21 protein-coding genes are annotated in these 25,138 nt (G+C 74.6%); 6 read left to right on the top strand and 15 right to left on the bottom strand.

From position 1 onward, the window contains the following. Nucleotides 1–6: 6 nt before the first annotated feature. Both AMIR_RS40380 and AMIR_RS17690 read right to left on the bottom strand, forming a co-directional pair. Nucleotides 7–522, bottom strand: a complete 516-nt coding sequence (locus AMIR_RS40380) for a hypothetical protein (protein ID WP_015802327.1) — start codon at nt 520–522, stop codon at nt 7–9. Nucleotides 523–598: 76 nt separating this feature from the next. After that, nucleotides 599–1,798 (bottom strand): MFS transporter, encoded by a 1,200-nt coding sequence (locus tag AMIR_RS17690; RefSeq protein WP_015802326.1) that lies wholly within the window; start codon nt 1,796–1,798, stop codon nt 599–601. A 312-nt stretch (nt 1,799–2,110) separates the two neighbouring features. Here AMIR_RS17690 and AMIR_RS17685 point away from each other — a divergent pair, with 312 nt between their 5' ends. Both AMIR_RS17685 and AMIR_RS17680 read left to right on the top strand, forming a co-directional pair. Beyond that, complete coding sequence (locus AMIR_RS17685; protein ID WP_015802325.1) at nt 2,111–2,632, top strand: hypothetical protein; 522 nt, start codon at nt 2,111–2,113, stop codon at nt 2,630–2,632. 109 nt (nt 2,633–2,741) lie between these two features. Next, nucleotides 2,742–3,368, top strand: coding sequence for a uracil-DNA glycosylase (locus AMIR_RS17680; protein ID WP_015802324.1), 627 nt, complete (start codon nt 2,742–2,744; stop codon nt 3,366–3,368). Nucleotides 3,369–3,370: 2 nt separating this feature from the next. On the opposite strand, the gene AMIR_RS17675 is transcribed toward AMIR_RS17680, so the two are convergent. From AMIR_RS17675 to AMIR_RS17660, 4 genes are all read right to left on the bottom strand, one after another. Continuing rightward, nucleotides 3,371–5,002 carry a hypothetical protein gene (locus tag AMIR_RS17675; protein WP_015802323.1) on the bottom strand — a complete coding sequence of 544 codons (1,632 nt, stop codon included), beginning with the start codon at nt 5,000–5,002 and terminating at the stop codon, nt 3,371–3,373. Between the two features lie 305 nt (nt 5,003–5,307). After that, nucleotides 5,308–5,667 (bottom strand): DedA family protein, encoded by a 360-nt coding sequence (locus AMIR_RS17670; protein ID WP_049796875.1) that lies wholly within the window; start codon nt 5,665–5,667, stop codon nt 5,308–5,310. Nucleotides 5,668–5,866: 199 nt separating this feature from the next. Beyond that, a complete protein-coding gene (locus AMIR_RS42800; RefSeq protein ID WP_015802322.1) occupies nt 5,867–7,015 on the bottom strand; it encodes a saccharopine dehydrogenase family protein in 1,149 nt (382 codons plus the stop codon). Further along, a complete protein-coding gene (locus AMIR_RS17660) occupies nt 7,008–8,045 on the bottom strand; it encodes a saccharopine dehydrogenase (RefSeq protein ID WP_015802321.1) in 1,038 nt (345 codons plus the stop codon). Before AMIR_RS17660 ends, AMIR_RS42800 begins: the two co-directional genes overlap by 8 nt. A 126-nt stretch (nt 8,046–8,171) precedes the next feature. Between AMIR_RS17660 and AMIR_RS17655 the strand changes: the two genes are divergently transcribed. Further along, complete coding sequence (locus AMIR_RS17655) at nt 8,172–8,543, top strand: hypothetical protein (RefSeq protein WP_015802320.1); 372 nt, start codon at nt 8,172–8,174, stop codon at nt 8,541–8,543. Nucleotides 8,544–8,607: 64 nt separating this feature from the next. On the opposite strand, the gene AMIR_RS17650 is transcribed toward AMIR_RS17655, so the two are convergent. From AMIR_RS17650 to AMIR_RS17625, 6 genes are all read right to left on the bottom strand, one after another. After that, complete coding sequence (locus AMIR_RS17650) at nt 8,608–9,657, bottom strand: hypothetical protein (protein ID WP_015802319.1); 1,050 nt, start codon at nt 9,655–9,657, stop codon at nt 8,608–8,610. 4 nt (nt 9,658–9,661) lie between these two features. After that, nucleotides 9,662–10,648: a transporter substrate-binding domain-containing protein gene (locus tag AMIR_RS17645; protein WP_015802318.1), complete on the bottom strand. Its 987-nt coding sequence runs from the start codon at nt 10,646–10,648 to the stop codon at nt 9,662–9,664. A 91-nt stretch (nt 10,649–10,739) separates the two neighbouring features. Next, the gene (locus AMIR_RS17640) at nt 10,740–11,843 is read right to left on the bottom strand and encodes a GDSL-type esterase/lipase family protein (protein WP_245554624.1); all 1,104 of its coding nucleotides are present in this window, start codon (nt 11,841–11,843) and stop codon (nt 10,740–10,742) included. An 84-nt stretch (nt 11,844–11,927) separates the two neighbouring features. Continuing rightward, nucleotides 11,928–13,097, bottom strand: coding sequence for a cellulose binding domain-containing protein (locus AMIR_RS17635; protein WP_015802316.1), 1,170 nt, complete (start codon nt 13,095–13,097; stop codon nt 11,928–11,930). A gap of 107 nt (nt 13,098–13,204) precedes the next feature. Beyond that, nucleotides 13,205–13,948 carry a hypothetical protein gene (locus AMIR_RS17630; RefSeq protein WP_015802315.1) on the bottom strand — a complete coding sequence of 248 codons (744 nt, stop codon included), beginning with the start codon at nt 13,946–13,948 and terminating at the stop codon, nt 13,205–13,207. A gap of 69 nt (nt 13,949–14,017) precedes the next feature. Beyond that, complete coding sequence (locus AMIR_RS17625) at nt 14,018–14,764, bottom strand: IclR family transcriptional regulator (protein WP_015802314.1); 747 nt, start codon at nt 14,762–14,764, stop codon at nt 14,018–14,020. A gap of 762 nt (nt 14,765–15,526) precedes the next feature. Here AMIR_RS17625 and AMIR_RS42795 point away from each other — a divergent pair. Next, nucleotides 15,527–18,721, top strand: coding sequence for a helix-turn-helix transcriptional regulator (locus AMIR_RS42795; protein WP_015802313.1), 3,195 nt, complete (start codon nt 15,527–15,529; stop codon nt 18,719–18,721). Nucleotides 18,722–18,876: 155 nt separating this feature from the next. Here AMIR_RS42795 and AMIR_RS17615 read toward each other — a convergent pair whose 3' ends face one another. Together AMIR_RS17615 and AMIR_RS17610 are read right to left on the bottom strand one after the other, a co-directional pair. After that, nucleotides 18,877–19,650: a siderophore-interacting protein gene (locus tag AMIR_RS17615; protein ID WP_015802312.1), complete on the bottom strand. Its 774-nt coding sequence runs from the start codon at nt 19,648–19,650 to the stop codon at nt 18,877–18,879. A 92-nt stretch (nt 19,651–19,742) separates the two neighbouring features. After that, nucleotides 19,743–22,007 (bottom strand): ATP-binding cassette domain-containing protein, encoded by a 2,265-nt coding sequence (locus AMIR_RS17610; protein ID WP_015802311.1) that lies wholly within the window; start codon nt 22,005–22,007, stop codon nt 19,743–19,745. Between the two features lie 78 nt (nt 22,008–22,085). On the opposite strand from AMIR_RS17610, the gene AMIR_RS17605 reads away from it, so the two are divergent. Further along, the gene (locus tag AMIR_RS17605) at nt 22,086–22,889 is read left to right on the top strand and encodes a TetR/AcrR family transcriptional regulator (RefSeq protein ID WP_015802310.1); all 804 of its coding nucleotides are present in this window, start codon (nt 22,086–22,088) and stop codon (nt 22,887–22,889) included. Nucleotides 22,890–23,127: 238 nt separating this feature from the next. On the opposite strand, the gene AMIR_RS17600 is transcribed toward AMIR_RS17605, so the two are convergent. After that, a complete protein-coding gene (locus AMIR_RS17600; protein WP_015802309.1) occupies nt 23,128–23,607 on the bottom strand; it encodes a GNAT family N-acetyltransferase in 480 nt (159 codons plus the stop codon). Nucleotides 23,608–23,859: 252 nt separating this feature from the next. On the opposite strand from AMIR_RS17600, the gene AMIR_RS17595 reads away from it, so the two are divergent. Then, a complete protein-coding gene (locus tag AMIR_RS17595) occupies nt 23,860–24,987 on the top strand; it encodes a type I restriction endonuclease (protein ID WP_015802308.1) in 1,128 nt (375 codons plus the stop codon). The last annotated feature ends 151 nt before the right edge of the window (nt 24,988–25,138 follow it).

The following is a 25,138-nucleotide window of genomic DNA, read 5'->3' as shown; positions in this document are numbered from 1 at the left end:
GCGCGGCTAGTCGATCTGGTCCGGCTCGGCCTGGTCCGCCTCGGCCTGGCGCGGGCGGCGCAGGTTCCACAGCGGGAGCGCGTGCAGCGCGGTGAGCACGCGCTCCTCCAGCCCCACCGCCTGGGCCCGGTCGGCGGTGACCGACCAGCACACCCACAGCCCGGCCTCCCGCAGCGCCAGCGCCGCCCAGCCCTTCGCGGTCAACCGGGTCCCGGCGCGCAGGGCGGTCAGGCGCTCCACGAGGAAGCCCTCGTCGGCGAGCGCGCGGTCCAGCACGGCTCGGCCCAGGCCGGAGACCGCGGCCTTGCCCGTCGTGTAGGCGGTCATCCGGCCGCGCAGCCCCGCCCCGCGCCGGTCCCCGGCCATGCCCGCGTAGACCGGCCCGGTCGCGTCGGCCACCAGGTACGCGCCCGGCCGCCGGGGGGCGGCGGCGGGCAGCGCGTCGAACGCCGTCCAGTCCGACCAGGTGGCCAGCGCGGCCACCGCGCCGGGCAGCCGCGGCGCCGTTCTCAGATCTTCCATGACCGTCCACGGTGGACCACGCGGGCGCGCGTCCCTCCGAAGAACTGCGGAACTCCCCGGATCGTGGGGAAACCCCCTACGCCGAAGCCTGCTCCCGTCGCTCCACGAGCGCCGACACCCCGACCACCGCCAGCCCGGCCACGCTCAGCGCCACCCCCACCCAGGCGGTGGACACCAGCCCCCACCCGGCCGCGATCGCCAGACCGCCCAGCCACGCCCCGGCCCCGTTGGCCACGTTCAGCGCCGAGTGGTTCGACGACGCCGCCAGCGACGGCGCGTCCGGTGAGGCGTCCATCAGCCGCACCTGGAGCGCGGACGCCAGCACCTGCGAGACGAACCCGATCAGGAACACCAGCGCGATCGCCGCCACCGGCGAGGACGCCAGCAGCCCGAACAGCACCAGCACCACCACCATCACCGCCATCGACCCGAGCACGCTGCCCGCCACCGACCGGTCGATGAACCGCCCGCCGAACGTCGCGCCGATCGTCATGCCCAGGCCGAACACGGCCAGCACCCACGGCACCGCCGACTCGGCCAGCCCGGTCACCTCGGTCGTGATGGGCGAGATGTACGAGTACACCGCGAACATCCCGCCGAACCCGACCATGCCGGTGGCCAGCGCCAGCCACACCGGCAGCCGCCGGAACGCGCGCAGCTCCGCCGCCACGCTCGCGTCGCGCGGCGCGGCCACCCTGGGCAGGGAGCGGGCCAGCGCGAGCGCCGTCACGACCTCGATCGCCGCCACCGCCAGGTAGGCCGAGCGCCACCCGATCTGCTGCCCGGCGGCCGTCGCGGCGGGCACGCCCACCAGGTTCGCCACGGTCAGCCCGACCATCACGCGCGCCACGGCGGTGCCGCGCCGGTGCGCGGGCACGAGCGCGGCGGCGACGACGGCGGAGATGCCGAAGTACGCCCCGTGCGGCAGCCCGGCGATGAACCTGGCGGCCAGCAGCGACCCGGTGTCCCACGCGACGGCGGACAGCCCGTTGCCGACCGCCAGCGCCACGGTCAGCGCGATCAGCAGCCCCTTGCGCGGCAGCCGCGCGGCCAGCCCGGCGATCAGCGGGGCGCCCACGACCACGCCGAGCGCGTACAGCGTGATCGCGTACCCGGCGGCGGGGATGGAGATGCCGAACGTCTCGGCGACCTGGGGGAGCAGGCCCATCGTCGCGAACTCGGTGGTGCCGATGCCGAAACCGCCGAGGGCGAGCGCGGTCATCGCGGCTCCGGACCCTCGGGCGGGCGTGGTCTGCGCGGGCGCGGTGACCGTCATGGGGCTGGGTTCTCCAGGGGAAGTGGGCCCGAGTCGGCGCTGACCGGCGACCAGTTGTTCGTTGGGGGTTGAAACGATTTTAGCTGTGAGGATCATCCCACCTGTGCATGTCGATTGTCACAGGCTTCGGGAAGCCGTTGTCCGCCTAGGGGATTTGTCCGGTTCGTTGGTGATCTGGGCGATTCGGTCCACCACGCGAACCACCACGCGAACCACCACGCCGCGAGCCCGACGCCGAGCGCTTCGCCCGCTCGCTACTACCTTGACGGGCGTCCCACCGTCCCCTCACCCGCGCGCGCGGAGTGCCCCGAGATGCTCGAACACCGGAACGACGAGTTCCTCAACTTCCGGCACTTCGCCTGGCCCGACTCCGGGGGCCACGCCTACCGGTGGGTCCACGTCGGCTGGTTCACCCTGACCGCCCCCGACGCGGGCGACCACGAGGTCCTGGAGGCGCTGGTCGCGCACGAGCGGTTCCGCAACGCCCACGCGGGCGGCGGCGTGGAACCCCATGGCACCCGGCACGGCCCGTACTGGCTGGAGAACGTCACAGCCGCCTCCTACGAGCCGACGACCACCACCGCCGCGCTCGACGTGCTGACCGCGTGGGCGACCCGGTACGACCCGCTCCCCGACGCGCTCGCCCAGGCGCTGGCGTCGCCGCACGAGCGCGTGCTCCCCCCCCCCCCCCCCCCGACGGCCACCGCGCACCACCTCCGCGACCTGGGGCAGGGGGGCCACGACTGGGGCGGCGTGCACGACGAATTCCACGAGTTCGTCAGCGTCGACCGCGTCACGGCGACGGTGGCGCTCATGGTCTCCGCCGACGACTGACGCCGGGGGGGACGCACGGGAACCGCCGCCGCGCACCGCAGAAGTCGGGTGTGCCGGGCCGCGCGGTGTGGGTGACTGGACGCCCCGCACCCACCCCCGGAGGCACCCCGTGGAACGCGCCAACGCCGATCCCGCCGTCGTCGCGGCCAAGCACGCCCGCCTCGGCGAGCCGCACGTCGCCCCGCTGGTGGCGCTCGCCGACCGGATCGCCGCCGCAGAGGGCCTGCCCGCGGGCGCGGTCCCGTACCCCGACCCGGACTTCGGCGGGGTGCGCGCCCGCGCCCTGGTCCTGCTGGACAACCCCGGCCCGAGGGCGAAGGCGGGCACCGGCGGGTCCGGCCTGCTCAGCGTCGAGAACGACGATCCCACGGCCGCCCGCGCCCACGCCGCCTACTCCTACCTGGGCGTCGACCTCGGTCAGTGCCTGCACTGGAACGCCTGCCCGTTCCCCACGGTCAAGGACAACTCCACGGCGGGGGAGCGGGCCAGGGCGGCGCGCTGGACCGGTGAGCTGCTGCGCCTGCTGCCCGCGCTGGAGGTGGTGGTGCTGCTGGGCCGCGCCGCCGAGGACGGCTGGTCCAGGGTGCGCCCGCGCCGCCCCGACCTGGTGGTGCTCTCCGGTCCGCACCCGTCGAACCGGGGCATCAACGCCGTCGCGGGCAACGCCCAGCTGTTCGGCGCCACCATGCGCGGCCTGGCCGAGCGCCTGGCGGAACCGCCGCGCGCCACCGGCTGACCTCACCCGCCCGAGGCCCGCGCCTCGGCCTCGCCCCGCGCCGACCCGGTCCGCCGGGCCAGCTCCAGCGCCTCGGCCGCCCGCGCCGCCCCCTCGGCCGCGTCGCCGAGCGCGTGGTGCGCGGCGGCGAGCCCGAGCAGCGCCTCCAGCTCCCACACCACCAGCCCCTGCGGCCTGCTCACCGCCACCGCGCCCGCGAACGCCTCCCGCGCCCCCGCGTGGTCCCCGGTCGCGGCCCGCACCCGTCCCAGCGCCACGAGCGCCGCCGCCTCGCCGTCCGCGTCCCCGACCCGCCGGGCGTCGGCCAGCCCCGCCGCGCACACCGCCGGCGCGTCGACGCCGTGCCCGCGCGCGACCAGGAACCCGGCCACCGCGCACCCCAGCCTCCAGCTGTCCGGCGCGCCCGCCACGAGCGCCGCCGCGACCAGGTTCTCCCGCTCCGCCGCGAACCACCGCCCGGCCAGCTCGGCGTCCGCGAACCGGGGGAGCGCGGCGGTCCGCTCGGGGAAGCGCGGCCGGGGGACGAGCGGTGCGACCACGTCGGCCGCCCGTCCCGCCGCGTCCCGGTAGAACCGGACCAGCCGCCCCAACGCCGCCCGCCCCGTCCCCTCGACCTGCTCGACCTGCTCGGCCGCGTGCGCGCGCACCAGGTCGTGGAACCGGTACCGGCCGGGGGAGGGGCGCTCCAGGAGCCCGGCGGTGGCGAGCAGTTCGAGCCGCGCCAGCGCGCCGTCCCTGGTCCCGCCCACCAGCGCCGCCGCCGCGCTGGGCGTGAAGTCCGGTCCCGGCGCGAGCGACAGCAGCCGGAGCGCCTCCCACGCGCCCGCGCCCACCGCCGCCTCGGCCCGCGCCAGCACGTCGGTCACGGGGGAGCGCACCTCGGGCTCGAACCACCCCTGACCGCCGGGCGTCGGGACCCCGCCGAGCGCGGCCCCGGCCACCCGCAGCGCCAGCGGCACCCCGCCGCACAACCCGATCAGCCCGGCGGCGTCCGCGACCACCCCGCCCGCCACCGCGGTGAGCACCGCCCCGGCCCCGCGCTCGTCCAGCGGCCCGAGCCGGAAGCCGCGCACGGGCAAGTCCGGCAGGTCGTCCCGGCAGGTCGCGAGCACCGGCACCCCCTCGGCCAGCACCGGCCGCACCCGCGCGCTCCCGGTGACCCCGTCCAGCACCACCAGCACCCGCCGCCGCGCCCCGCCCAACGCCCGCAGCCGCGGGCCGGGGGAGCCCTCGCGCGGTCCGACCCGTACCACCCCGTCGGGAAAGTGCTCCCGCACCACCTCGACCACCCGCTCGACGAGCGCGCTCTTCCCGATCCCCGCGCCCCCCGACACCACCACCGACCCGCCGTCCAGCACCAGCCGGGCCAGCTCCCGCACCTCGTCGTCCCGCCCGGCGAACACCTCGCGCAACGCCACGTCCCAGAGCGCCCCCACGTCCCCGACGGCCAGCACGTGCCCCCCGTCGACGCTCCGCAGGAGCTCCCCGCCCACCACGTCCCGAAGCCCCGCCACCGCGCCGGGGACGTCCCCGGAGGGCAGCCGCGCGGCCACCTCCACGTCGGGGACGACCCGGTTCGCCTTGAGCAGCAACGCCACCAGCACCGCCCGCTGCTCGGCCGACAACGCCACCACAGCGCTGATGCTAGGGCGACCGGAACCCCGGCGGGCCGCGTGTTGCGCGCACCGCGGGGTCGGCCGGACGGGTCAGCGGCGAGGGCTGCTCGCGCAGGTCAGGCGCGGCGAAGTGGCCCGCCCGCCGCGGTGCCGGGGCCCGCTGCCAGGCCGGGGGAGGGGAGACCCCGACCTCTGGGAATTATTCGGAATAATTCCTTCAGTGTTGACTGAACCCAGCCCTCGGCAGCGCACGGGCCGAGCCAGAGCGGCCTCGACCACACAGCGGACCCCGGACTCGGCGAGGAAAGGCGAAGACCGGCCGGTCACGACTCGCCCGCCACGTCCCGGTTCGGCTTCCGCCGCACCAGCAGCGTCACCCCGATCCCGGTCCCCGCCGCCCACGCCCCGCGCCTGCCGGAGAACTCCCGCGCCTTCCCGACGTGCGCGGGCCCGAAGCGCCTCGGGAACCTCCGCCCGGCCCGGTCGAACAGCCTCGGCCCGCCGCGCCTGCCGATCGCGTACCCGACGCTGTCGCCGACGATCGCCCCGCCGGTCGCGGCCACCGCGATCCACAGAGGGCTCAGCTCGTCGTGCTGCGAGGACATCAGGGCCGCCGTCACGAGCACGATCTCGCCCGGCAGCGGGACCCCCACGCTCTCCACGCCGATGACCAGCCCGACCACCGGGTAGACCAGCAGCGGCGGGATCGTCTCCGAGCAGCTGCTCCACGCTCACCGGCGCACCTCCCTCACCCGACAAGCCTGCGTGGGCGACGATCGGCCACCCCGGACCGTCCGAGAGGGGCCCGCGCGGCGCGAGCCCCTCTCGGACGGGTGACAGATCAGCAGGTGCCAGGTCGGCGAGCGGCAGGTCGGCGGGAGGTCAGCGGGAGGTGAAGCGCACCCCGTGCTCGGCCAGGTACCCGAGCCAGCGGCGCGCGGCCTCCGGGTCGGTGGTCGCGGTGTGCGTCCCGGCGGCCGTGCGGCCCTCCAGGACGTCGAGCACGCCGCGCGCCAGGGTCGTGGACACGGTGCGGGCCATCGCGCTGTCGGTGTCGTCGCCGACCACGTCGAGCACGTGCTCCCCGCGCCACTCCCGCCCGTCGTCGGCCCGCACCTCAAGCGCCACGGCCAGCACCACCCGGTCCCGGTCGGCCGGGGTGGTGGGGTAGCGCTCGGCCAGCTCGTTCGCCAGCGCGGTCAGCCGGGCGTCGTCGGCGGCGCGCAGCTCGGCGAACACCGGCTCCCACGCCGCGCTCCAGCCGCTGTTGCGGATCGTGCCCCGGATGAACACCTCGGGCCGCCACGCGTCGGGCACGCCGTACGCGCGCACGTACGGCACGCTGTCCCGGTTGGGGTAGACCTCGAACTCCTCGCCGCCCAGCACGTGCGGCCGAACCGCCTCCCACGGCCGCTCGGCCACCCGCTCGACGCCGCCCTCGACGTACCGGGCGCGGCCGAGCAGGGCGGTCAGGACGCTGCGCGGGGCCCAGCTGAAGCGGTAGCGGAACTCGTTGGGCACGGCGGGCAGGCCGCCGCAGTACGAGGTGAACGTGATCGACGCGGGGGTGTCGGCGCCCAGCTCGGCGGCGGCGCGGTCGAGCAGGTCGTGGGCGAGCAGGTGGTCGGAGCCGGGGTCGAGCCCGGCCTCGGTGAGCACGACCAGGCCGCGCGAGGCGGCGTCGGCGGCGAGCTCGGCGACCTCGGGGGAGAGGTAGCTGGAGCTGGCGAAGTGGGCGCCGTTGTCCAGGCAGACGCGCAGCACGGCGGGGTGCTCGGGCGCGGGCAGCATGGACACCACGACGTCGCCGGGCCCGACCTCGGCGGCGAGCGCCTCGGTGCTGTACGCGCGGGTCCGCACCTCGCCGGTGAGGCCGAGTTCGGCGACGCGCTGGTCGGCGCGGGCGGTGGTGCGGCCCCAGACGAGGACCTCGCGGGCGGCGCGGGCGAGCTGGCGCAGGCCGTCGCCGGTGGACAGGCCGACGCCGATCCAGTGGACCCGGCCGGATGCGGGGGTGGCGTGCTCAGGCATGGTCGGCCTCCAGTGCGGCGACGGTGGTGTGGAAGCGCTCCGCGCAGCGCCGCCACGGACCGGAGTCCAGGTCGAGCAGGTGGGGGAGCAGGTCTCGGGAGAAGTCGGCGCTGGACTCGGCGGCCAGCAGCGAGGGCAGGTTGTCGATGGCGATCAGGTCCAGGGGGCGCTCGCCGCCGCGCAGGCGCAGCACGGGCTCGTCCCAGGTGGTGACCTCGTCGTACACGGGCAGCAGGTTGTACGGGCCGCCCGCGTCGCAGCTGACGTCGCCGATGCCGCGCAGGGCGCGGGGCGCGTCCAGGTCCTCGGGGCGCAGGAGCGGTTCGGCGGGGCCGGTGGCGAGGACGGCGTTGACGAGCAGGTCGTGCCGGAGCAGCGCGGCCCGGTCCAGGTTCCGGGTCTCGGGCAGGTCCCACCCGGTGACCTCGACCCCGGCGACGGCGAGCGCGTCACGCGCCCCGCGCCCGCAGCGCCCGAGGGCCCCGACGACCAGCGCGGTGGTTTTCTGTCCGTCGTGCGCGCGCAGGGCGGCGTCCAGCCCGGCGCGCCCGGTGGGCCGCAGCGGCGTCGGCAGCGCGCCCCGGTCGTTGAGGACGGTGAGGGCCGCGCCCAGGTACCCGGCCCAGTAGCCGAAGGCGGTGAGCCTGCGCCCGTCGTCGTCGGTGAGGTACTCCAGGTCCAGCAGCGCGCCACCACCGGCCGTGAACCGGCCGAGCAGCTCCCGCGCGCCGGGCTGCCCCTTGTAGGCGTGCCCGAAGAACACGTGCCGGTGCGGCAGGCGTTCCGGCAGGTCGGGCAGTTCCTTGAGCCCGACCACCACCACGTCCGGGGGCGCGTCGACCCACCCACCGGCCTCGACGACGCGGCAGCCCGCGGCGGCGTAGTCGGCGGTGGGGAAGACCCGCCGCGGCGAGTCCTCGACGGTGACCTCGGTCCCGGCGTCGACCAGGGTCTTCGCGTCGGCGGGGGTGATCGGGGCGCGCTGCTCGGTCGACCGGACCTCGCTGCGCAACCACAGGCGCGTCGTCACCGGTTCTGGGTACAAGACCGGTGCTGAGCGCGTCAAATCCGCGCTGTTCCCTCGAAGTGCGGTTCTTGCTGATCCGGCTGTCGGTGCGAATGGCGAGGCGGGGTCGGCGATCGATGACGGGGAGGGATGTCCGCGAGCGTCACTGGGTGCAACGTCGGCGCGAGCCCGATCCACTACTACTACCCGCCGGGTGGTGGTCGGTTCACCATGTTCTACTCCGGCAACTGCGGTACCAACTGGATCCAGTGGGACGGTCCGAACGTCTGCACGTGGAAGCGCGTCCAGTCCGCGTACGGCAGCTGGACCAGGTGGGAGCTGGATCACGCAACCTGGTCGTACTCGATGCAGATCTACGCTCCCGGAACCACCACGGTGGACGTCGAGTGGGCGGTGGGCAGCAGTGGCTACGGCGGCGGCACCTGCGACGGCGGCACCTGCGACGGCGGTGCCTGGGACTACGCCCACGACGTCGGCAAGCACGGCTGGTACACCGTATGACAGGCGGGCTCCTGGAGGCGGGTTGTCCGGTATGAGCCCGGCCTTCAGGAGCCCGGTCACGTGCTCACCCCGCCGAAGGCAACCGCCCGTCGCACAGCGGGTCCGTGGCCCCCTGCGGGACCTTCGCGGGCAGCAGCCAGTCGAGCGCCGGGTGCTCCACCAGCCACCCGTGCACGGTCACCGAGCTGCTCGGGATGCGCTGCTCCCCAGGGCACAGCACCTTCGACTCGACGTGGTCGTTGCGGATGAACTGCACGTCCCCCCGCGCGTCCAGCACGGTCGTCGCCGTGTCGTCCACGGTGACCACGTTGCCCAGCACCACCGCCGTGCGCCCGCGCGCCTCGGGTTCCAGCAGCAGCGCCACGGACGGCAGCACCGGCGCGCGCAGGAACAGGGCCAGCAGCAGGAACGGCGTCCCCAGCGCCCCCACCAGGGCCAGGGCGTGCGCGGTCGTGGGCCCGGACCTCGGGGGGAGGGGGCCGGTGAGCAGCGGGGCGAGCAGGGGTGGCACGAGCAGGCAGGCCACGAGCGGGAAGTCGCCCGTCGCCGCCGCGTCGAAGGCCGCCGGGGTGAGCAGCGCCAGCTCGGTCACGCCGACCGCCACGGGCAGCAGGAAGCACACCGGCCACACCAGGTCGGTCCGTCCGCGCAGCCGCACGCGCAGGCCCGCGATCGCGCACAGCAGCATCAGCGCCAGCGGCAGGAACCGCACCTGCCACACCAGCAGCGCCCACAGCCCGGCCAGCGCCACCACCGGGCCGGGGACGCGCTCGGCGGCGATCTCCAGCCTCGACCGGGTGGGCCTTCCGCCGCTGACCAGGGAGAGCAGGCCCAGCGCGTGCGCGACCAGGACGATCGCGGGCGGCACCTCCAGCAGGCTGAACACCAGCGAGGTCGCCAGCTCCACCGGGTGCACGTTCTGCACCAGCAGCAGCATGGTGTTGAGGTCCTTGCCGCTCAGGTGCCAGAGCTTGAGCACGAGCAGCACGATCGGGAAGGCGGGCACCAGCGCGAGCGTCCACTGGGACGCGTCGCGCTGGGCGTCGGCGGTGGGCCGGGTGGCGGCCTCGGCGGTGAGGGCGGCGTCCGACGCCGCGCCGGGGTCGGCGCTCATCCGGTCAGCAGTCCGGGACGGTGGACGGCCAGGTGCGCACGTCGACGTCCTCCGCCTCGGGCTGCCGGTCCAGCGGCAGCGCCTCGCCGGGGTTGTGCTCCAGCATCGGCCGCAGGTGCCGCTCGAACGCCTCCTCCCACCGCTGGTCGGCCGGGTCGCAGGCGGAGCGGCGCAGCGACAGGTTCACCAGGGTCAGCAGGGCCGCGTTGTCCCCGGTGTTGACCGCCCACAGCTCGGGCGTCTCCAGCGCGATGTCGTGGTGCGCCAGCTCGTCCGGGTGCGCGGAGACGAACCCGGCGAGGATGACCGCGTCCGTGGTGACCGCCTCCACCTCGCCCGCGAGCAGCCGGTCCACGCAGTCGCTGATGTTGTTGCTGTTGTCCATGTCGGCCCCGGCCGCGCTCACCGCGTCGGTGGAGGTCGAGGTGCTGAGCGTGCACACCTTCTTCCCGCGCAGCTGGGCGGCCTCGCGGATCGGCTCGTGGTCCTCGCGGGTGATGACGGACTGCTCGGTCTCCAGGTACGGGGAGGAGAAGGCGACGCCGCGCATCCCCTCGCGCCGGTCGGTGATGCTGTAGGTGGCGATCACCAGGTCGACCAGCACGCCGTTCGCGCCGCGCATCCGGCTGCGGTCCTCGTTCTGGATCTCCACGAAGCGCACGTCCGACGCCTGGAACCCCAGGTCGGCGGCGATCATGCGGGCGATGTCGACGTCGAAGCCGGAGTACGCGCCGGTGGCCGGGTCGCGCAGCCCGATGCCGGGCATGTCGGTCTTGATGCCGACGACCAGCTCCTGCTTGCCCTTCAGGCCGGCCTGCTGCTTGAGGTCGTCCACGGTGGGCGCCTCCCGGTACCACCAGTACCCGCCCGCCAGCGGCACGGCGACGGCCAGCAGGAGCGCGGCCAGCCGCCAGCGGCGTAACCGGGTCGTGCGTCGCCCGCTCGGCTCCCCGTCGCGGTCCGCGTCGGTGGTGCGCTCACCCTCTGCCATTGGGGGATTCTCGCCGACCCCTACCCGCGGCGCACCGGGTTTGCGCGCGTCACCGGTGGTGCGATCGGGTGATGGTGGGGCAGTGGCGCGGTCAGAAGCGGTCCCAGCGCTGGTTCTGCTGCCCGTTGCAGCGCCACAGGATCACCGGGGTGCCGTTGTCGACGCCGGAGCCGAGGGCGTCCAGGCAGTGCCCGGATCCGACGAGCTGCCCGTCGCCCGCGAGGGCCCACCGCTGGTCGGCGTCGCCGTCGCAGGCCGCGAGCAGCACGGGCAGCTCGGGCGCGACGGCCTGCAGGCACCGCTCGCCGAGCCGGATCTCGCCGGTGGTGGCGGTGGTGAACCGCTGCCCGGCGACGTCGCGGCAGTCCCACAGCCGCACGGACGTCGCGGCGCCCACCGAGGCCGCCGCGACGTCGCCGGGGCCGTCCGCGCCGTCCAGGCACAGCCCCGACCCGGCGCCCACCAGGCTCCCGGCGCGCGGCGCGCCCGCCCCGGCCAGCGCGGCGACCAGCGGCGGGTACCAGCGCCGGGCCAGCTTCCGCTCGCCCGCCGGGCTCGGGTGCACCCCGTCGTGGGTGTCGACGGCCGGGTCGAAACCGGTCCACTGGTCGACGACCGTGACGGGGGAGCGCGGTGTGCCGTGCGCCCGCGCCCAGCCGGGGATCGCCGCGTTCAGCTCCGCCACCCGCGCGGGGCAGTCCGGGCAGGTCGGGGGAGCGAGCGGGATGAGCTGGGCGATCAGCAGCCTCACCGCCGGGTTGGCGCGCCGCATCTGCCCGAGCAGCTCGGTGTAGGCGGCGAGCACGGCCGGGGCGCTCTCGCCCGCGAGGACGTCGTTGGTGCCCAGGTGCATGAGCACCACGTCCGGCCGGGCGCGGGTGAGCCAGCCGGGGAGCCGGTTCTCCAGCACGATCCCGGCGGCCCGGAACCCGCCGTGCCCCTCGTGCGCGGGGGAGGGGGCGCCACCGCAGTCGGTGGCGGGCTGGGTGCCGACGAAGTCGACGTCGGCGTGCCCGGTGCCGTCCAGCTCGCCCGCGAGCAGCGCGCGCCAGCAGCCTGGGCTTCCGGTGATGGAGTCGCCGAGGGCCATGACCCTGGGGTGGGTCGCCGCGGGGGAGACGAGCATCAGCAGCGCGGACACGAGCGGGGTGACCAGGCCCGCGCACACGGCGCGCAACCTCCGGCACGGACCCACGGTTTCCTCCCGGACGGCGCGGTGTGGGGGCGGCGCGGGATCCGCGCCGCGCCCAGTGCACCACGCTCGTGCGCCCGCGGCCTTCTAGCAGGCCAGAGGTGCACTCCCGAAGGCGACATCGTCATACCAAAGGGTGTCGCCGCCGTCGCCGTAGCTCTCCCAGCCCAGCCGCACGTCCACCGTGTTGGGCCGCCAGTTGGCGCGGGCGAGCCACTGCTGGTCGATGTCGGGCGTGGGGGCGCCGTCGACCTGCAGGCCGGGGACGGCGACCCCGTCGACGCTGGTGCTGAGCCTGCCGCTCGTGCCGTCGAGGGTGAACTGCACGCAGGTCCAGCGGCCGGTGGGCAGCGGGATGCTCTGCGCGACGCCCTGGGGGCTCTGCGCGGGCAGGGTGGCGTCGTCGGACTCGCGGTTCCACTGCAGCGCGCCGTTCTGGCCGCCCATGCGCAGGTCCTTGCCGCCGTCGGCGGAGTCCTTGAGCGCCATGAACGTCACGTGCGCGGCGGGCAGCGCGGTGGTGTGCCGGACGTGGAACCGGCCGTGCACGACCGGTCCGCTCACGCTGGCGCCGAAGAAGATGTGGTTGCAGTAGCCGACGCCGCCGTTGACCCGGACCGACTTGGAGCCGCTGCGCGCGACGGAGCTGTCGACGGTGACCGTGCCGGTGCCGGTGCAGTTGGCCGCGCCGACGCTCCACTTGCCGGAGGGGGTGGTCCCGGTCTGGGACTCGAAGTCGTCGCACAGGGTCGCGGTGCCGCAGCCGGTGGGCTGCTGCGGGGTGGTGGTCGTGGTCGGCGGCGTGGTGGTCGGCGGGGTGGTGGTGCTGGTGGGCGGGGTGTCGCCGTTGCAGGGGGTGCCGTTGAGGGCGAAGTCGGTGGGGGCGGCGCTGGTCCCGGAGTAGGCGCCCTGGAACCCGAAGCGGGCGGTCGCGCCGGTGCCGAGCTGGCCGTTCCAGCCGACGTCGCGGGCGGTGACCTTGGCGCCGGTCTGGGTGACCTGGGCGTTCCAGGCCGAGGTGACGGTCTGGTTGCCCGCCCAGGTCCAGGTCAGCGTCCAGGTGGTGACGGGCGCGGCGCGGTTGGTGACCGCGACCTCGGTGGTGAAGCCGGTGGCCCACTGGTTGGGCGTGTAGTCGACGGCGCAGGCGGGCGCGGCGACGGCGGTGCCGCCGCCTCCACCGCCGCCGAGCACGACCAACCCGGTGACCGCGACCAGGGCCGCGGCGAGCGCCGCGAGCCGGAACGGGGTGCGCATGAGACAACTCCTTTGTCGTCCACGGTTTCTGGGAGCGCTCCCAGAAGGTCGACCGTAACGACGCCCACCACCGCCCGACAGCGTCCGACCGGGTCACGCGTCGACGCTCACGCGTCCGCGTAGAAGTCCACCGGGGTCCCGTCCGCCAGGTGCACCACGGTGATCCAGTAGTCGTGGAGCAGGTGGCTGCCCTTCTCCAGCTCGCTCAGGTGCAGCTCGAAGTCCCCGCTGAGGTACACCCGCAGCGACACCGCCCGGAACGCCGCGATGAACGGCTCCCGCTCCTCCGGCCCGCCCACGATCCCCGTGCTCACGAGCTCCAGCGCGGCCCGCTCCAGCGCGGCGAACCGGTCCAGCAGCCCGGCCAGCCGCGGCTCCAGCTCGCGGGCCCGCTCCGGGTGCGCGCTGTCCAGGTCGACGAGCACCGTCCGGTCCCCCGCCCGCCGCTCCGCGTACTCCGTCTCCTCCGGCCGCAGGTGCGCGGTCGTCAGCACGTCGACGCACTGCTCCCGGTAGCGCGGGTTGAACTCCGCGGGCACCAGCTGCACGTCCCGGAACCGGTGCGGCGTCCCCCGCGCCACCCGCCCGTCCTCGGTGAGCAGCCGCAGCTCCCCGTCCTGGTGCCGCACCTCGGTGATCCGGAACGAGGGCGGCACCTCCAGGGTCGCGCTCGGCGGCGCGCCCTGGCCGCACAGCGCGATCGTGACGGCCTGCCCGGCCTCCTGCTGCCGCACCACGACCCCCAGGTGCAGCTCGGGCGCGTAGTGCACCAGGTCGTCGGGGCCCAGCAGGGCGCGCAGTTCGGCGTCGTCGCCGTGGACGGCGGCGTGGACGAGTTCGACGAGTCGCATGACCGGATCCTGCCGCCACCCACCGACGATTCCGGGCGCCCGCAGGTCGGCGCGCAGGTCGGCGCGCCGTCAGCGCAGCGCGCGGCTGATGCCCCCGGCCGCGATCCGCAGCGCCGTCACCAGCCGGGCGGGTTCGCGGCGGGTCGCGGTCACCACGCCCAGCGCGGCCACCACGTCACCCCGGCGGTCGAGCACCGGGACCGCCACCGAGCAGGTGCCCAGCGTCATCTCCTGCACCGTGCGCGCGAAGCCCCTGCGGCGCACCTCGGCCAGCTCGCGCAGCAGCCTGCCCGGCTCGGTGATCGTGTACGGCGTCACCTTCTCCGCGCACTGCACCGCCTCGGCGACCACCGGTTGCGGCGCGTGCGCCAGCAGCACCTTGCCCACGCCGGTGGCGTGCAGCGGCAGGTGCCCGCCGGGTCTGCTCACCACCGGCACCGACGAGTGCCCGTGCAGCCGCTCCAGGTACAGCGCCTCGTCGCCGTCGCGCACCGCCAGGTGCACGTTCTCGCGCGTGGCCTCGTAGAGGTCCTGGAGGAACGGCAGCGCCACGTCCCGCAGCCCGCCCTGCACGCGCGCGAGCAGCCCGAGCTGCCACAGCTTGCGGCCCACCACGTACCTGCGGTCGGGCAGCCGCTCCAGCACCTCCTGCGCCACCAGGTCGCTGGCCAGCCGGTGCGTCGTGGTCAGCGGCAGCCCGCTGATCCGCGCCAGGTCGGCCAGCACCAGGCCGTCCCGGTGCCCCTCGAAGGCGTTGAGCACGTCCAGCGCGCGGGCCATCACTCCCCGGCCGGGCTGGGATGTTCCTCCTGCCACCCTGTTCCTCCACACGTGCGGGCGGACTCCCCCGAGTGCGGCGGGGAGGGGGCGACCGCTGGTCGAACGGGACCCCGGACACCCGGCCGTCCGAGGGCGGGGGAGTGGGTCACGCGGCCGATCGTAGCCACGCCGCGAAGCCCGCCCGGACGGTGATCAACCCGTGTCGCGGGCGGGTTTTCCTGGGCGTTCTCGCTGCACGGGAGGCCGGCTTCCGGTGGGTGGCGCGCTCGGGTGGCGGGGGAGCGGGGTCCGTGCGCCGGGTGGGGCAAAAGGTGTCGTGGGCCACGTGTCACCGGTTTGCCCCGTTCACAGGTCCTCGCCGCCCGCCCAGGGGAGCGGGATGACGCCGCGGTCGCGCTCCCGCCGCTGGTGGGAGCGGCGCGGGCCGGTCGTTCCGGTGAGCGGAAGGGGCGACGCGCCCCGCCGGGGCCCCGGCGACCGGCGAGGTGTAGGGGCGGGTTCGCCACCCGTCGAACCCGAGCGCCTTTCGGGTAATTCCCATTATTCCTTCAGTGTCGAACGAAACCAATCATCCCGGTGGTCCGGACATCCGAAAACTCACGTTCCCCCAAACCGCAAGGACAGGCGGGGGGCCTTCGGCGACTTCGGGGGGTTTCGGGGGGCGGGTGGTTCACGCGGTATGTCCCGGATCGTCGGCACCGGACCGGCTCACCAGGGGTTTTCGGTACGCGCGGATACCAAGACCACCCTTTTGCGGGGCATCGGTGCTGTCGTGCCCGGCCGCTAAGCTCACCGCCGATGATCACGCACGTCGTCGGCAGGGCGGCCGAGCTGGCCTACGTCACCGCGCGAGTCCAGCCCGGTTCGGGTGGCGCGCTGGTGCTGCTCGGCGACGCGGGCATCGGCAAGACCACCATCCTCGACCAGGTCTCCGAGCAGGCCCGCGAGGCGGGCACCACGGTGTTCCGGGCCCACGCGGGCGAGGTCGAGCAGGCGCTGCCCTACGCGGTGCTGCACCGGTTGCTCAGGCCGCTGCTGCACCTGTCCGACCGGTTGCCCCGCAGGCAGCGGGACGCGCTGCACGGCGCGTTCGGGCTGGCCGCGGCGGACCGGGCCAACAGCCTGCAGACCGGGCTGGCCGCGCTGACGCTGCTGTCCACGCGCGCCGACAGCGGGCCGCTGCTGGTGGTGCTGGACGACGCGCAGTGGGCGGACCGGGCCTCGCTGGACGTGGTGTCGTTCCTGGCGCAGCGCCTGGTGGGCGAGCCGATCGGGCTGCTGGTGGCCGCGCGCGCCACCATCCCGCCCGCCGGTTTCCAGGTGCCGGTGCTGCGGTTGCGCCCGCTGGCCGAGCGGGACGCCGAGGCGCTGCTGGACCGGCAGCCCGACCCGCCGGGCGGCGCGGTGCGGCGGGCCCTGCTGGACGCGGCGGCCGGGAACCCGCTGGCGCTGGTGACCCTGGCCGGTCAGGCGCCGGAGGTCGCCGAGGACACCGACCCGGTGCCGCTGGCGGACCGGTTGGAGCGGGCGTTCACCGCGCACCTGGCGGCGCTGCCCGAGGTGACGCGGGCGGCGCTGGTGGTGGCGGCGGCCGACGACAGCGCGGTGCTGCCGGGCGCGGCCGAGGCGCTGGAGCCCGCCGTCGCGGCCGGGTTGGTGCGGGTGCGGGAGGGCAGCGTGCACTTCCGGCACTCGGTGCTGCGGGCGGTGGTGTACCGGGGTGCGGGGTTCGCCGAGCGCAGGCGGGCGCACCTGCTGCTGGCGGAGGCGGCGCGGGCGGACCCGGACCGGCGGGCGTGGCACCTGTCGGCGGCGAGCTCGGACGCGGACGAGGCGGTCGCGGCGGAGATCGCGGAGGCGGCCAGGCGCGCGGCGCGGCGCGGGGCGAACCAGGCGGCGCTGGACGCGTGGGAGCGGGCGGCGGACCTGACGCCCGAGGGGGAGCGGAAGGTGGCGCGGCTGGGCGAGGCGGCGCTGACGGCGATGTCGCTGGGCAGGCACGCGCGGGCCAGGATGCTCGCGGCCCGCGCGGGCGCCGGGTCGCCGGGCCCGTCGTGGGCGTCGATGCTGGAGGCGACGGCGGTGCTGCGGCGCACGGTGCACCCGGACCAGGCGCTGGAGCTGGCGATGCCGATCGCGCGGGCCGCGGGTGGTGACCGGGCGACGTTGAACGCGGTGGGGCTGGTGGCGTACGCGGCCTACGCGATCGGCGAGCCGGGTCTGCTGGCGGGGTTGCTGGAGCCGGGGGAGGACATCACCCGCAGGTTCGCGTCGGTGGTGGCGTTCCCGTTCGCGGCGGCCCCGCAGGTGGACACGGACCGGGGGCAGCAGAACGAGGTGGTGTTCGCGGGGGCGCTGGCGATCCTGCGGGACGAGTACGAGGCGGCGATCCAGCTGCTGGCCACGGCGGTGGACCAGCACGGGTCGGTGCGGTCGGCGGGGCTGGTGGCGTCGACGCTGGCCAAGGCGTACTGGCACACCGGCAGGTGGGCCGACGCGGAGGCGGTCCTGGCCCCGCTGGTGGCGGCGCACCGGGTGTCGCCGGACGTGGGCACGATCGCCGCGACCACCCAGGCCGCCGCGCTCGCCGCGGTCCGGGGGGACGTGGCGATGGCGCGCAGGCACGTGGCGGACGCTGTGGACCTGGGGGCGCCGGGGGTGAGCCTGGACGCGGTGGTGCACGCGAGGTTCGCGGAGGGCCTGGCCGCGACGGCGGTGGGCGACCACGCGGCGGCGTTCGCGGCCTACGCGGCGGTGTTCACCGAGGACGGCGAGCCGGTGCACTACTACCTGTCGCACTACGCGGTGGCCGACTTGGCGGGGGCGGCGGTCCACCTCGGGGACGGTGGTGCGGTGCGGGGTGGCGCGGGCCCGGTTGGGGGCGGTGCTGGGACGGTCGGTGCGGTGGGCGCTGCAGGGGGCTCCCTCGGCGGGACTGCCGGCGGTGCGGGAGATGACGGGGAAGGTGCTGCTCGGGCGGCCGGCAGCCCGGCGGCGGTCGGTGGCGCTGGGGTGGTTGCCGGTGGCGCGGAAACCGGCGCGAGCACCCCGGCGGCGGTCGGTGGCGCCGAGGCGGCTGCCGGTCGCGCAAGGAGTGGCGCGAGCAGTCCGGCGGGGGTCAGTGGCGCCGAGGCGGCTACCGGTGACACAGGAAGTGGCGCGAGCACTCCGGCGCCGGCTGGTGGCGTTGGTGCGGCTGGTGGCGCTCAGAGCGATAGCGGCGGTTCCGGGGCGGCGGCCGGCCCTGATCCGGTGGCCGGTGGCGGGGCGGCTGGTGGGGTGGCGCCGTTGGTGTGGGTCGCCGCGGTGCTGCGCAGGACCGAGGAGTTGACCAGGGGGGACACGCCGCCGAGGTTGCGGTTGCTGATAGCCAGGGCCCGCCTGCTGGTGGGCTTGGACCCCGGTGAGCTGCCCGTCACCACCCCGTGGCCGTTCGACCACGCGAAGTTGTTGCTGGACCAGGGCGAGCAGTTGCGCCGGTCCGCCCCCGTGGCGGGGCAGGACCCGGTGGACGTGCTGGAGCGGGCGCGGGTGGCGCTGGGTGGGGCGTTGGAGTTGTTCGAGCGCTTGGGGGCCCGGCCCTGGGTCGAGCGGGCGCGGACCGAGTTGGCGGCGACCGGGGCGCAGGTCACGCCAGGGACCCGGACTGCGTTGTCCGGGTTGTCGCCGGAGCAGCAGGAGATCGTTCGGCTGGCGGCCTCGGGGATGACCACCAAGGAGATCGCCGAGCGGGTGCTGCTCTCCCGCAGGGCGGTGAAGTTCCACCTGTACCAGGCGTTCCCGATGCTCGGGGTGACCAAGCGGTCGCAACTGCGCGAGGTCGTCGGCGACACCCCCGAGACGCACACCCCCGAGACGGACACCGCAGAGACGCGCACCCCGAAGACTCAGACCCCGGATACGCGCACCCCGGAGGCAGGCAGCCGCAGCCCCGAGACGGGTGCGGCCGATGACGTGGTGGACGAGGTGCCCAGGGAAGCGCCTGGCGCGTAGCCGCCCCCCAGCCCGCTACCAATCCACCTTTGCCCCTGCCCTCGGCCTGCCACCGGTTCGCCTTCGGTCCACCGCTGGGTCCGCGGCCCTGCCCGGCTGGGCTCCGCGTCGTCACCGGGGCGCTGGGCCGCTCCAGACTGGGCCGCTCCAGCCGGTCACCGGGTCTTCTCGCGGGCGTCGGCCAGGTCCTCGTCGGTGGGGGCGTCGTCCTGGGTGAGGGCCTTGCGCCAGTAGCCGGTGAACTCCACCCGGCCCCGCTCCAGACCCCGGTCCTGCACCAGGTGCCTGCGCAGCGCGCGCACGACCGAGGCCTCGCCCGCGACCCACGCGGTGGGGGTGCCCGCGGGCAGTTCGGTCTCGGCCACGGCCGCCTGCAGGTCGTCGACCCAGCGGATGTCGGCGAAGGGGAACGGCTGCTGGGGGCCGGTGGTCATGGCGAGGACGGTGGAGCCCTCGGGCAGGGACTCGATCAGGCTGGCCATGGCGGGCAGCGCGGTGGCGTCTCCGGCGAACAGGTACCAGTCGGCGCGCTTGAGCGGGCGGGTGTAGGCGGCCGAGGGGCCGTAGCGGCCGATCACGTCGCCGGGCTTGGCGGTGGCGGCCCAGGCGGTGGCGGGGCCGTGGGCGCCCTCGTGCAGGACGAAGTCGATGTCGACCTCGGACTGCTCCCTGCGGTGGTGGCGGATGGTGTAGCTGCGCATCCACGGGCGCTCGGGTTCGGGGATGGCCATGAACGCCTGGTACCACCCCATCCCGTAGGTGTCCTCCTGGTAGACGAGTTCGGGCAGGTCGTGGCCGGGTCGGGGGAGGAGGAGCTTCACCTGCTGGTCGGGCCACGTGTGGATGGCGTCCAGGCCCTCGCCGGTGAAGGTGATCCGGACGACACGGGGGACGACGAGCTCGGTTCTGCTGACGGTCAGGGGAAGCATGGCGCACATCCTGGCGGTTGGGGGGAACGGCGTGATCACCACCCCGATGAATGATCTTGAGGGGCGCCTGTTCGAAGGGCGTGGTGCTGTGGTCACCCCAGGCCCACGTACTCCTTCAGGTGTCTGCCGGTCAGCGTGTGCGCCCGCGCGACGAGGTCGGCCGGGGTGCCGGTGAACACGACCTGCCCGCCGTCGTGGCCCGCGCCCGGTCCCAGGTCGATGATCCAGTCCGCGTGCGCCATCACGGCCTGGTGGTGCTCGATCACGATCACCGTGTTGCCCGCGTCGACCAGCCGGTCGAGCAGGCCGAGCAGCTGGTCGACGTCGGCCAGGTGCAGTCCGGTGGTGGGTTCGTCCAGCACGTAGGTGGCCCCGGCCTCGCCCATGCGGATGGCCAGCTTGAGGCGTTGGCGCTCGCCGCCGGACAGGGTGGTGAGGGGCTGGCCGAGCGTGAGGTAGCCCAGGCCGACGTCGGACATGCGCTCCAGGATCGCCCGCGCGGGCTTCTCGGTGAAGAACTCCAGGGCCTCGGTCACCGGCATCGCGAGCACCTCGCTGATGTTCCTGCCGCGCAGCCGGTACTCCAGCACCTTCGGGGTGAAGCGCTTGCCCTCGCACTCCTCGCACAGCGTCGCGACGCCGGCCATCATGGCCAGGTCGGTGTACACCAGCCCGATGCCCTTGCAGCGCGGGCAGGCGCCCTCGGAGTTGGCGCTGAACAGGCCCGGTTTGACCTTGTTGGCCTTGGCGAAGGCGGTGCGGACCGGGTCGAGCAGGCCGGAGTAGGTGGCGGGGTTGCTGCGGCGCGAGCCCCGGATCGCGGACTGGTCGACGGTGACCACGCCGGGGCGGCCGTCGAGGGAGCCGTGGACGAGGGAGGACTTGCCGGAGCCCGCCACGCCGGTGACCACGGTGAGCACGCCGAGCGGGACGTCGACGCTCACGTCCTTGAGGTTGTGCAGGGTGGCCCCGGTGATGGGCAGCTGACCGGTGGGGGTGCGGGGGTGCTCGCGCAGGCCCGCCCGGTGGCCGAGGTGGCGGCCGGTGGGGGTGTCGGAGGCGCGCAGGCCCGCGACGTCGCCGGTGTAGCAGACCCGGCCGCCGAGGGTGCCCGCTCCGGGGCCGAGGTCGATCACGTGGTCGGCGATCCGGATGGTCTCGGGCTTGTGCTCGACGACGAGGACGGTGTTGCCCTTGTCGCGCAGGTGCAGGAGCAGGCTGTTCATCCGCTGGATGTCGTGCGGGTGCAGTCCGACGGTGGGCTCGTCGAAGACGTAGGTGATGTCGCTGAGGGCGGACCCGAGGTGGCGGACCATCTTGACCCGCTGGGCCTCGCCGCCGGAGAGGGTGCCGGACTGGCGGTCCAGGCTCAGGTAGCCGAGGCCGATGTGGACCAGGGAGTCGAGGGTGTGCCGCAGGGAGGCGGTCATGGGGGCGACGGAGGGGGCGTCGAGCTTGGCGGCCCAGTCGGCGAGGTCGCTGATCTGCAGGGCGGAGCAGTCGGCGATGCTCAGGCCGTCGATCCGGGAGGACAGGGCGGCCTCGTTGAGGCGGGCGCCCCCGCAGGCGGGGCAGGCGGTGAAGGTGGCGGCGCGGTCGACGAAGGCGCGCAGGTGCGGTTGGAGCGACTCGCGCTCCTTGGACAGGTAGAGGCGCTGGACCTTGTCGACCAGGCCCTCGTAGGTGACGTTGGTGGAGCCGAGCTTGACCTTGACGGGCTCGCCGTGCAGGAGCTTGGCGAGCTCGGCGTCGGTGTAGTCGGCCAGCGGCTTGTCGGGGTCGAAGAAGCCGGAGGCGACGTAGGTCTGCACGTACCAGTTGTCGACGGTGAAGCCGGGGACGGTGACGGCCCCGCCGAGCAGCGACTTCGAGCGGTCGACGAGCTGGTCGACGTCGACGGCGGAGACCTTGCCCAGGCCCTCGCAGCGCGGGCACATGCCGTCGGGCAGGTTGAAGCTGAACGCGGCCGAGGTGCCGATGCGGGGGACGCCCAACCGGCTGAACAGGATGCGCAGCATGGTGTGCGCGTCGGTGGCGGTGCCGACCGTGGAGCGGGCGTTGGCGCCCATGCGCTCCTGGTCCACGACGATGGCGGCGCTGAGGTTGCGCAGGGAGTCGACCTCGGGGCGGCCGACGGTGGGCATGAAGCCCTGGACGAAGGCGCTGTAGGTCTCGTTGATCAGGCGCTGGGACTCGGCCGCGACGGTGCCGAAGACCAGCGAGGACTTGCCCGAGCCCGAGACGCCGGTGAACACGGTCAGCCTGCGCTTGGGGATGTCGACCGAGACGTCGGCCAGGTTGTTCTCCCTGGCTCCGCGCACCTCGATCGCGTCGTGGCTGTCCGCTGCGTTGGCCATTCCCCTGTTCCCCCCGTGTTGTTTATGGCGTAAAGTGGCGATGGGGCCGAAGGTACTTTAGGCTGTAAGGAGTTGCAAGTGGTTTTGTACGCTGGACAGGGTGATGCTCGGCGGTCCCTGTCGCTGCTGTGGCGGGAGGACACCGGTGACCAGGTGAAACCGGGGCCGAAGCAGGGGCTGACGGTCGACTCGATCGTGGACGCCGGGATCGCGGTGGCCGACGACGGCGGCATGGAGGCGCTGTCCATGCGGGCGGTGGGCGAGCGGCTCGGGCGCACGGCGATGGCGCTCTACACGTACGTGCCCAACAAGGCCGAGCTGGTGGACCTGATGTACGACCGGGTGCTGGCGGAGCTGCCAGGGCGGTACGACCTGGACGACGGGTGGCGGCCCGCGCTGGGGGAGTGGGCGTGCGACACCAGGGCGTTCTACCTGTGGCACCCGTGGGTGCTGCGCGTCTCGCAGGCGCGGCCGGTGCTCGGGCCGAACGAGTTCGCGTCGCTGGAGACGCTGGTGACGATCCTGCGGGAGACCGGGATCGGGCGGGGCGGGCTGCGCGGGATCGTGGGGGCGCTGACCCAGTTCGTGCGCGGGTCGGCGCAGGTCACCGCGGACACGCGGGGGGCGGCGAAGGCGACCGGGATCGGCGACGAGGAGTGGTGGTACGGGCGGGCGCCGCTGCTGGACGTGTACGACCTGAGCAACCGGTTCCCGATGGTGGTGTGGGTGAACGAGGACCCGCCGCCGCCGGTCGAGCTCTCCGGCGACGGGCCGCCGGAGGGGGACGGGTACCTGGAGCGGGAGGCGTCGCTGAGCTTCGCGGCGGGGTTGGAGGTGCTGCTGGACGGGATCGAGGTCGCGTCGGCGCGGGCGCGGGGGTGACTCGCGGGGCTCGTGGGGTGGACGGGGCGTGCTGGCGCTGGCGCACGCCCTGCGGGCGGAGACTGGCTGAACGAGGGCTGGTGCGGTGGCGCGGTGACGGTTCGGGGGCGCGCTGCCCGGCCGCCGTGGCGCGCGGCGCATCCTGCCCGGTGGCGACCTCGCCGCAGGTCGGACGCCGTGTGCGCTCCTATGCCCGGTGTCGTCCGCGTCCGCCGGCCCGTGCCGGCACTGCCCGAGGTCAGCTCCCGTTCGCGTCCGCCGGTCGGGTGCCGGGTCCGTCCGGCAGGGGCAGTTCGGCGAGCACCCGGTCCCCCTCGGTGCGCAGCTCGGCCCCGACCGCGCGCAGGACCGCGAGCGCGGCGGCGTTGTCGGTGGTGGTGTCGGCGAGCACCGCGCGCAGCCCGGCGCGCGTGGCGTGCGCCAGCACCAGCCGCAGCACGGCCTTGCCCACCCCGGAGCCGCGCGCGGACCTGGCCAGCCACATGCCGGTCTCGCCGTCGTCGGCCAACCGCACCATCCCCGCCGTGCGCCCGTCGACCAGCACCTCGAACGCGGGCATGGCCCGGTAGAAGGCGCGGAACTGGGCGTCGGTGGTCCAGCCGGGCGGCATGACGTCCTCGGGGTCGGCGTCGGCGAGGGCGACCTGCAGGAGCCGCTCGATCCCCGGCTCGTCCAGGGGGCGCAGGCTGACGTGCGGGGCGGGGTCCGGGGTGTGCATCGGTACATCGTGGCGGATCACGTCGGGAGGGGGCACGCCGGATTGCTGATCAGTCGCGGACCGTGTTCGGACGCGGCGGGGTGCGACCGTCCGGGCTTCCGCCGTTCGAGTGAACATGTCCGGTTCGTCCCGCCTGTGCTCACGTATCCGCTGGTAACGGGCGTGGTTCGCGGATCGATGGGCTGAACGGGCGCGGCGGGCAGGTCGTGATCGGCACACCGCCTCGGCGCCCCTCGTCGACGGGAGCTGGGGATGGACATCGCGGAGCGGGCGCAGGCGCTGGCCATGAAGATCCGCAAGTTCAAGGCCGGGATCGAGACCGAGGAGGCGACCAAGAACGCCTTCGTGATGCCGTTCATCAGCACGGTCCTCGGCTACGACGTGTTCAACCCGGCGGAGGTCATCCCCGAGTTCACCGCCGACGTGGGCGTCAAGAAGGGCGAGAAGATCGACTACGCCATCGTGCACGACGGGCAGGTGCAGGTCCTGCTGGAGGCGAAGAAGGTCAACGACCCGCTCAGGCTGGAGCACGCCTCGCAGCTGTTCCGCTACTTCGCGGCGACCAACGCGCGGATCGCGATCCTGACCAACGGCGAGGTCTACCAGTTCTACACCGACCTCGACGCGCCCAACCGCATGGACGCCAAGCCGTTCCTGGTCATGGACTTCTCCGACGTGGACGAGGCGCTCCTGCCGGAGCTGGCGAAGCTGACCAAGGAGGCGTTCGACCTCGACTCGGTGATCAGCGCGGCCGGTGAGCTCAAGTACATCGGGCAGCTCAAGCGGGTGCTCGCCGCGCAGTTCAAGGAGCCCGAGGACGACTGGGTGAAGTTCCTGGCCACCCGCGTCTACGAGGGCTCGTTCACCCAGCGGGTGCGCGAGCAGTTCGCGCCGCTGGTGGACAAGGCGTGCCGCCAGTTCCTCAACGACCAGGTCAACGACCGGCTCAAGAACGCGCTCGGCGGCGGGTCGTACGTGCGCGGGGTGGGGGCGCCGCAGGTCGAGGAGAGCGAGCCCGCGCCCGTCGAGACCCCGCCGGCCGGGGTGGAGGAGCGGGGCGGTGACGTCGTCACCACCGAGGAGGAGGTCGAGGGGTTCCGGATCGTGCGGGCCATCGTCTGCGGCTCGGTGCCCGCCACCAGGGTCTACGCCCGCGACACCAAGACCTACTTCGGCGTGCTGCTCGACGACAACAACCGCAGGCCGATCGCCCGGCTGTGGTTCAACCGGTCCAAGAAGTACCTCGGGGTGTTCGACGAGCAGAAGGTCGAGACGCGCGTGGCCATCGAGCGGGTGGAGGACATCTACCTGCACGCCGAGCAGCTGCGGCTGACCGTGAACCGGTACCTGGGCGCCCCGGCCGAACCCCCGGCCGCCTGAGACGTCCCGGAAGGTGGGGCCCCGGAGGGCGGTGGGTCCTCCGGGGCGCGAGGTTCGGGGTTTTCGGCGCGCTCGGTGAGCGGCGGGGCGCTCGGTGTGAGCAGAATGGGCGTCAGGACCCCGATCACCACAGGTGTGGTACCACGGCTGT

The organism is Actinosynnema mirum DSM 43827 (genome assembly GCF_000023245.1).
GTDB classification, from domain to species: Bacteria; Actinomycetota; Actinomycetes; order Mycobacteriales; family Pseudonocardiaceae; genus Actinosynnema; species Actinosynnema mirum.
The sequence above is the reverse complement of the archived record's forward strand: the minus strand, read 5'-3'. Positions and strand labels throughout refer to the sequence as shown.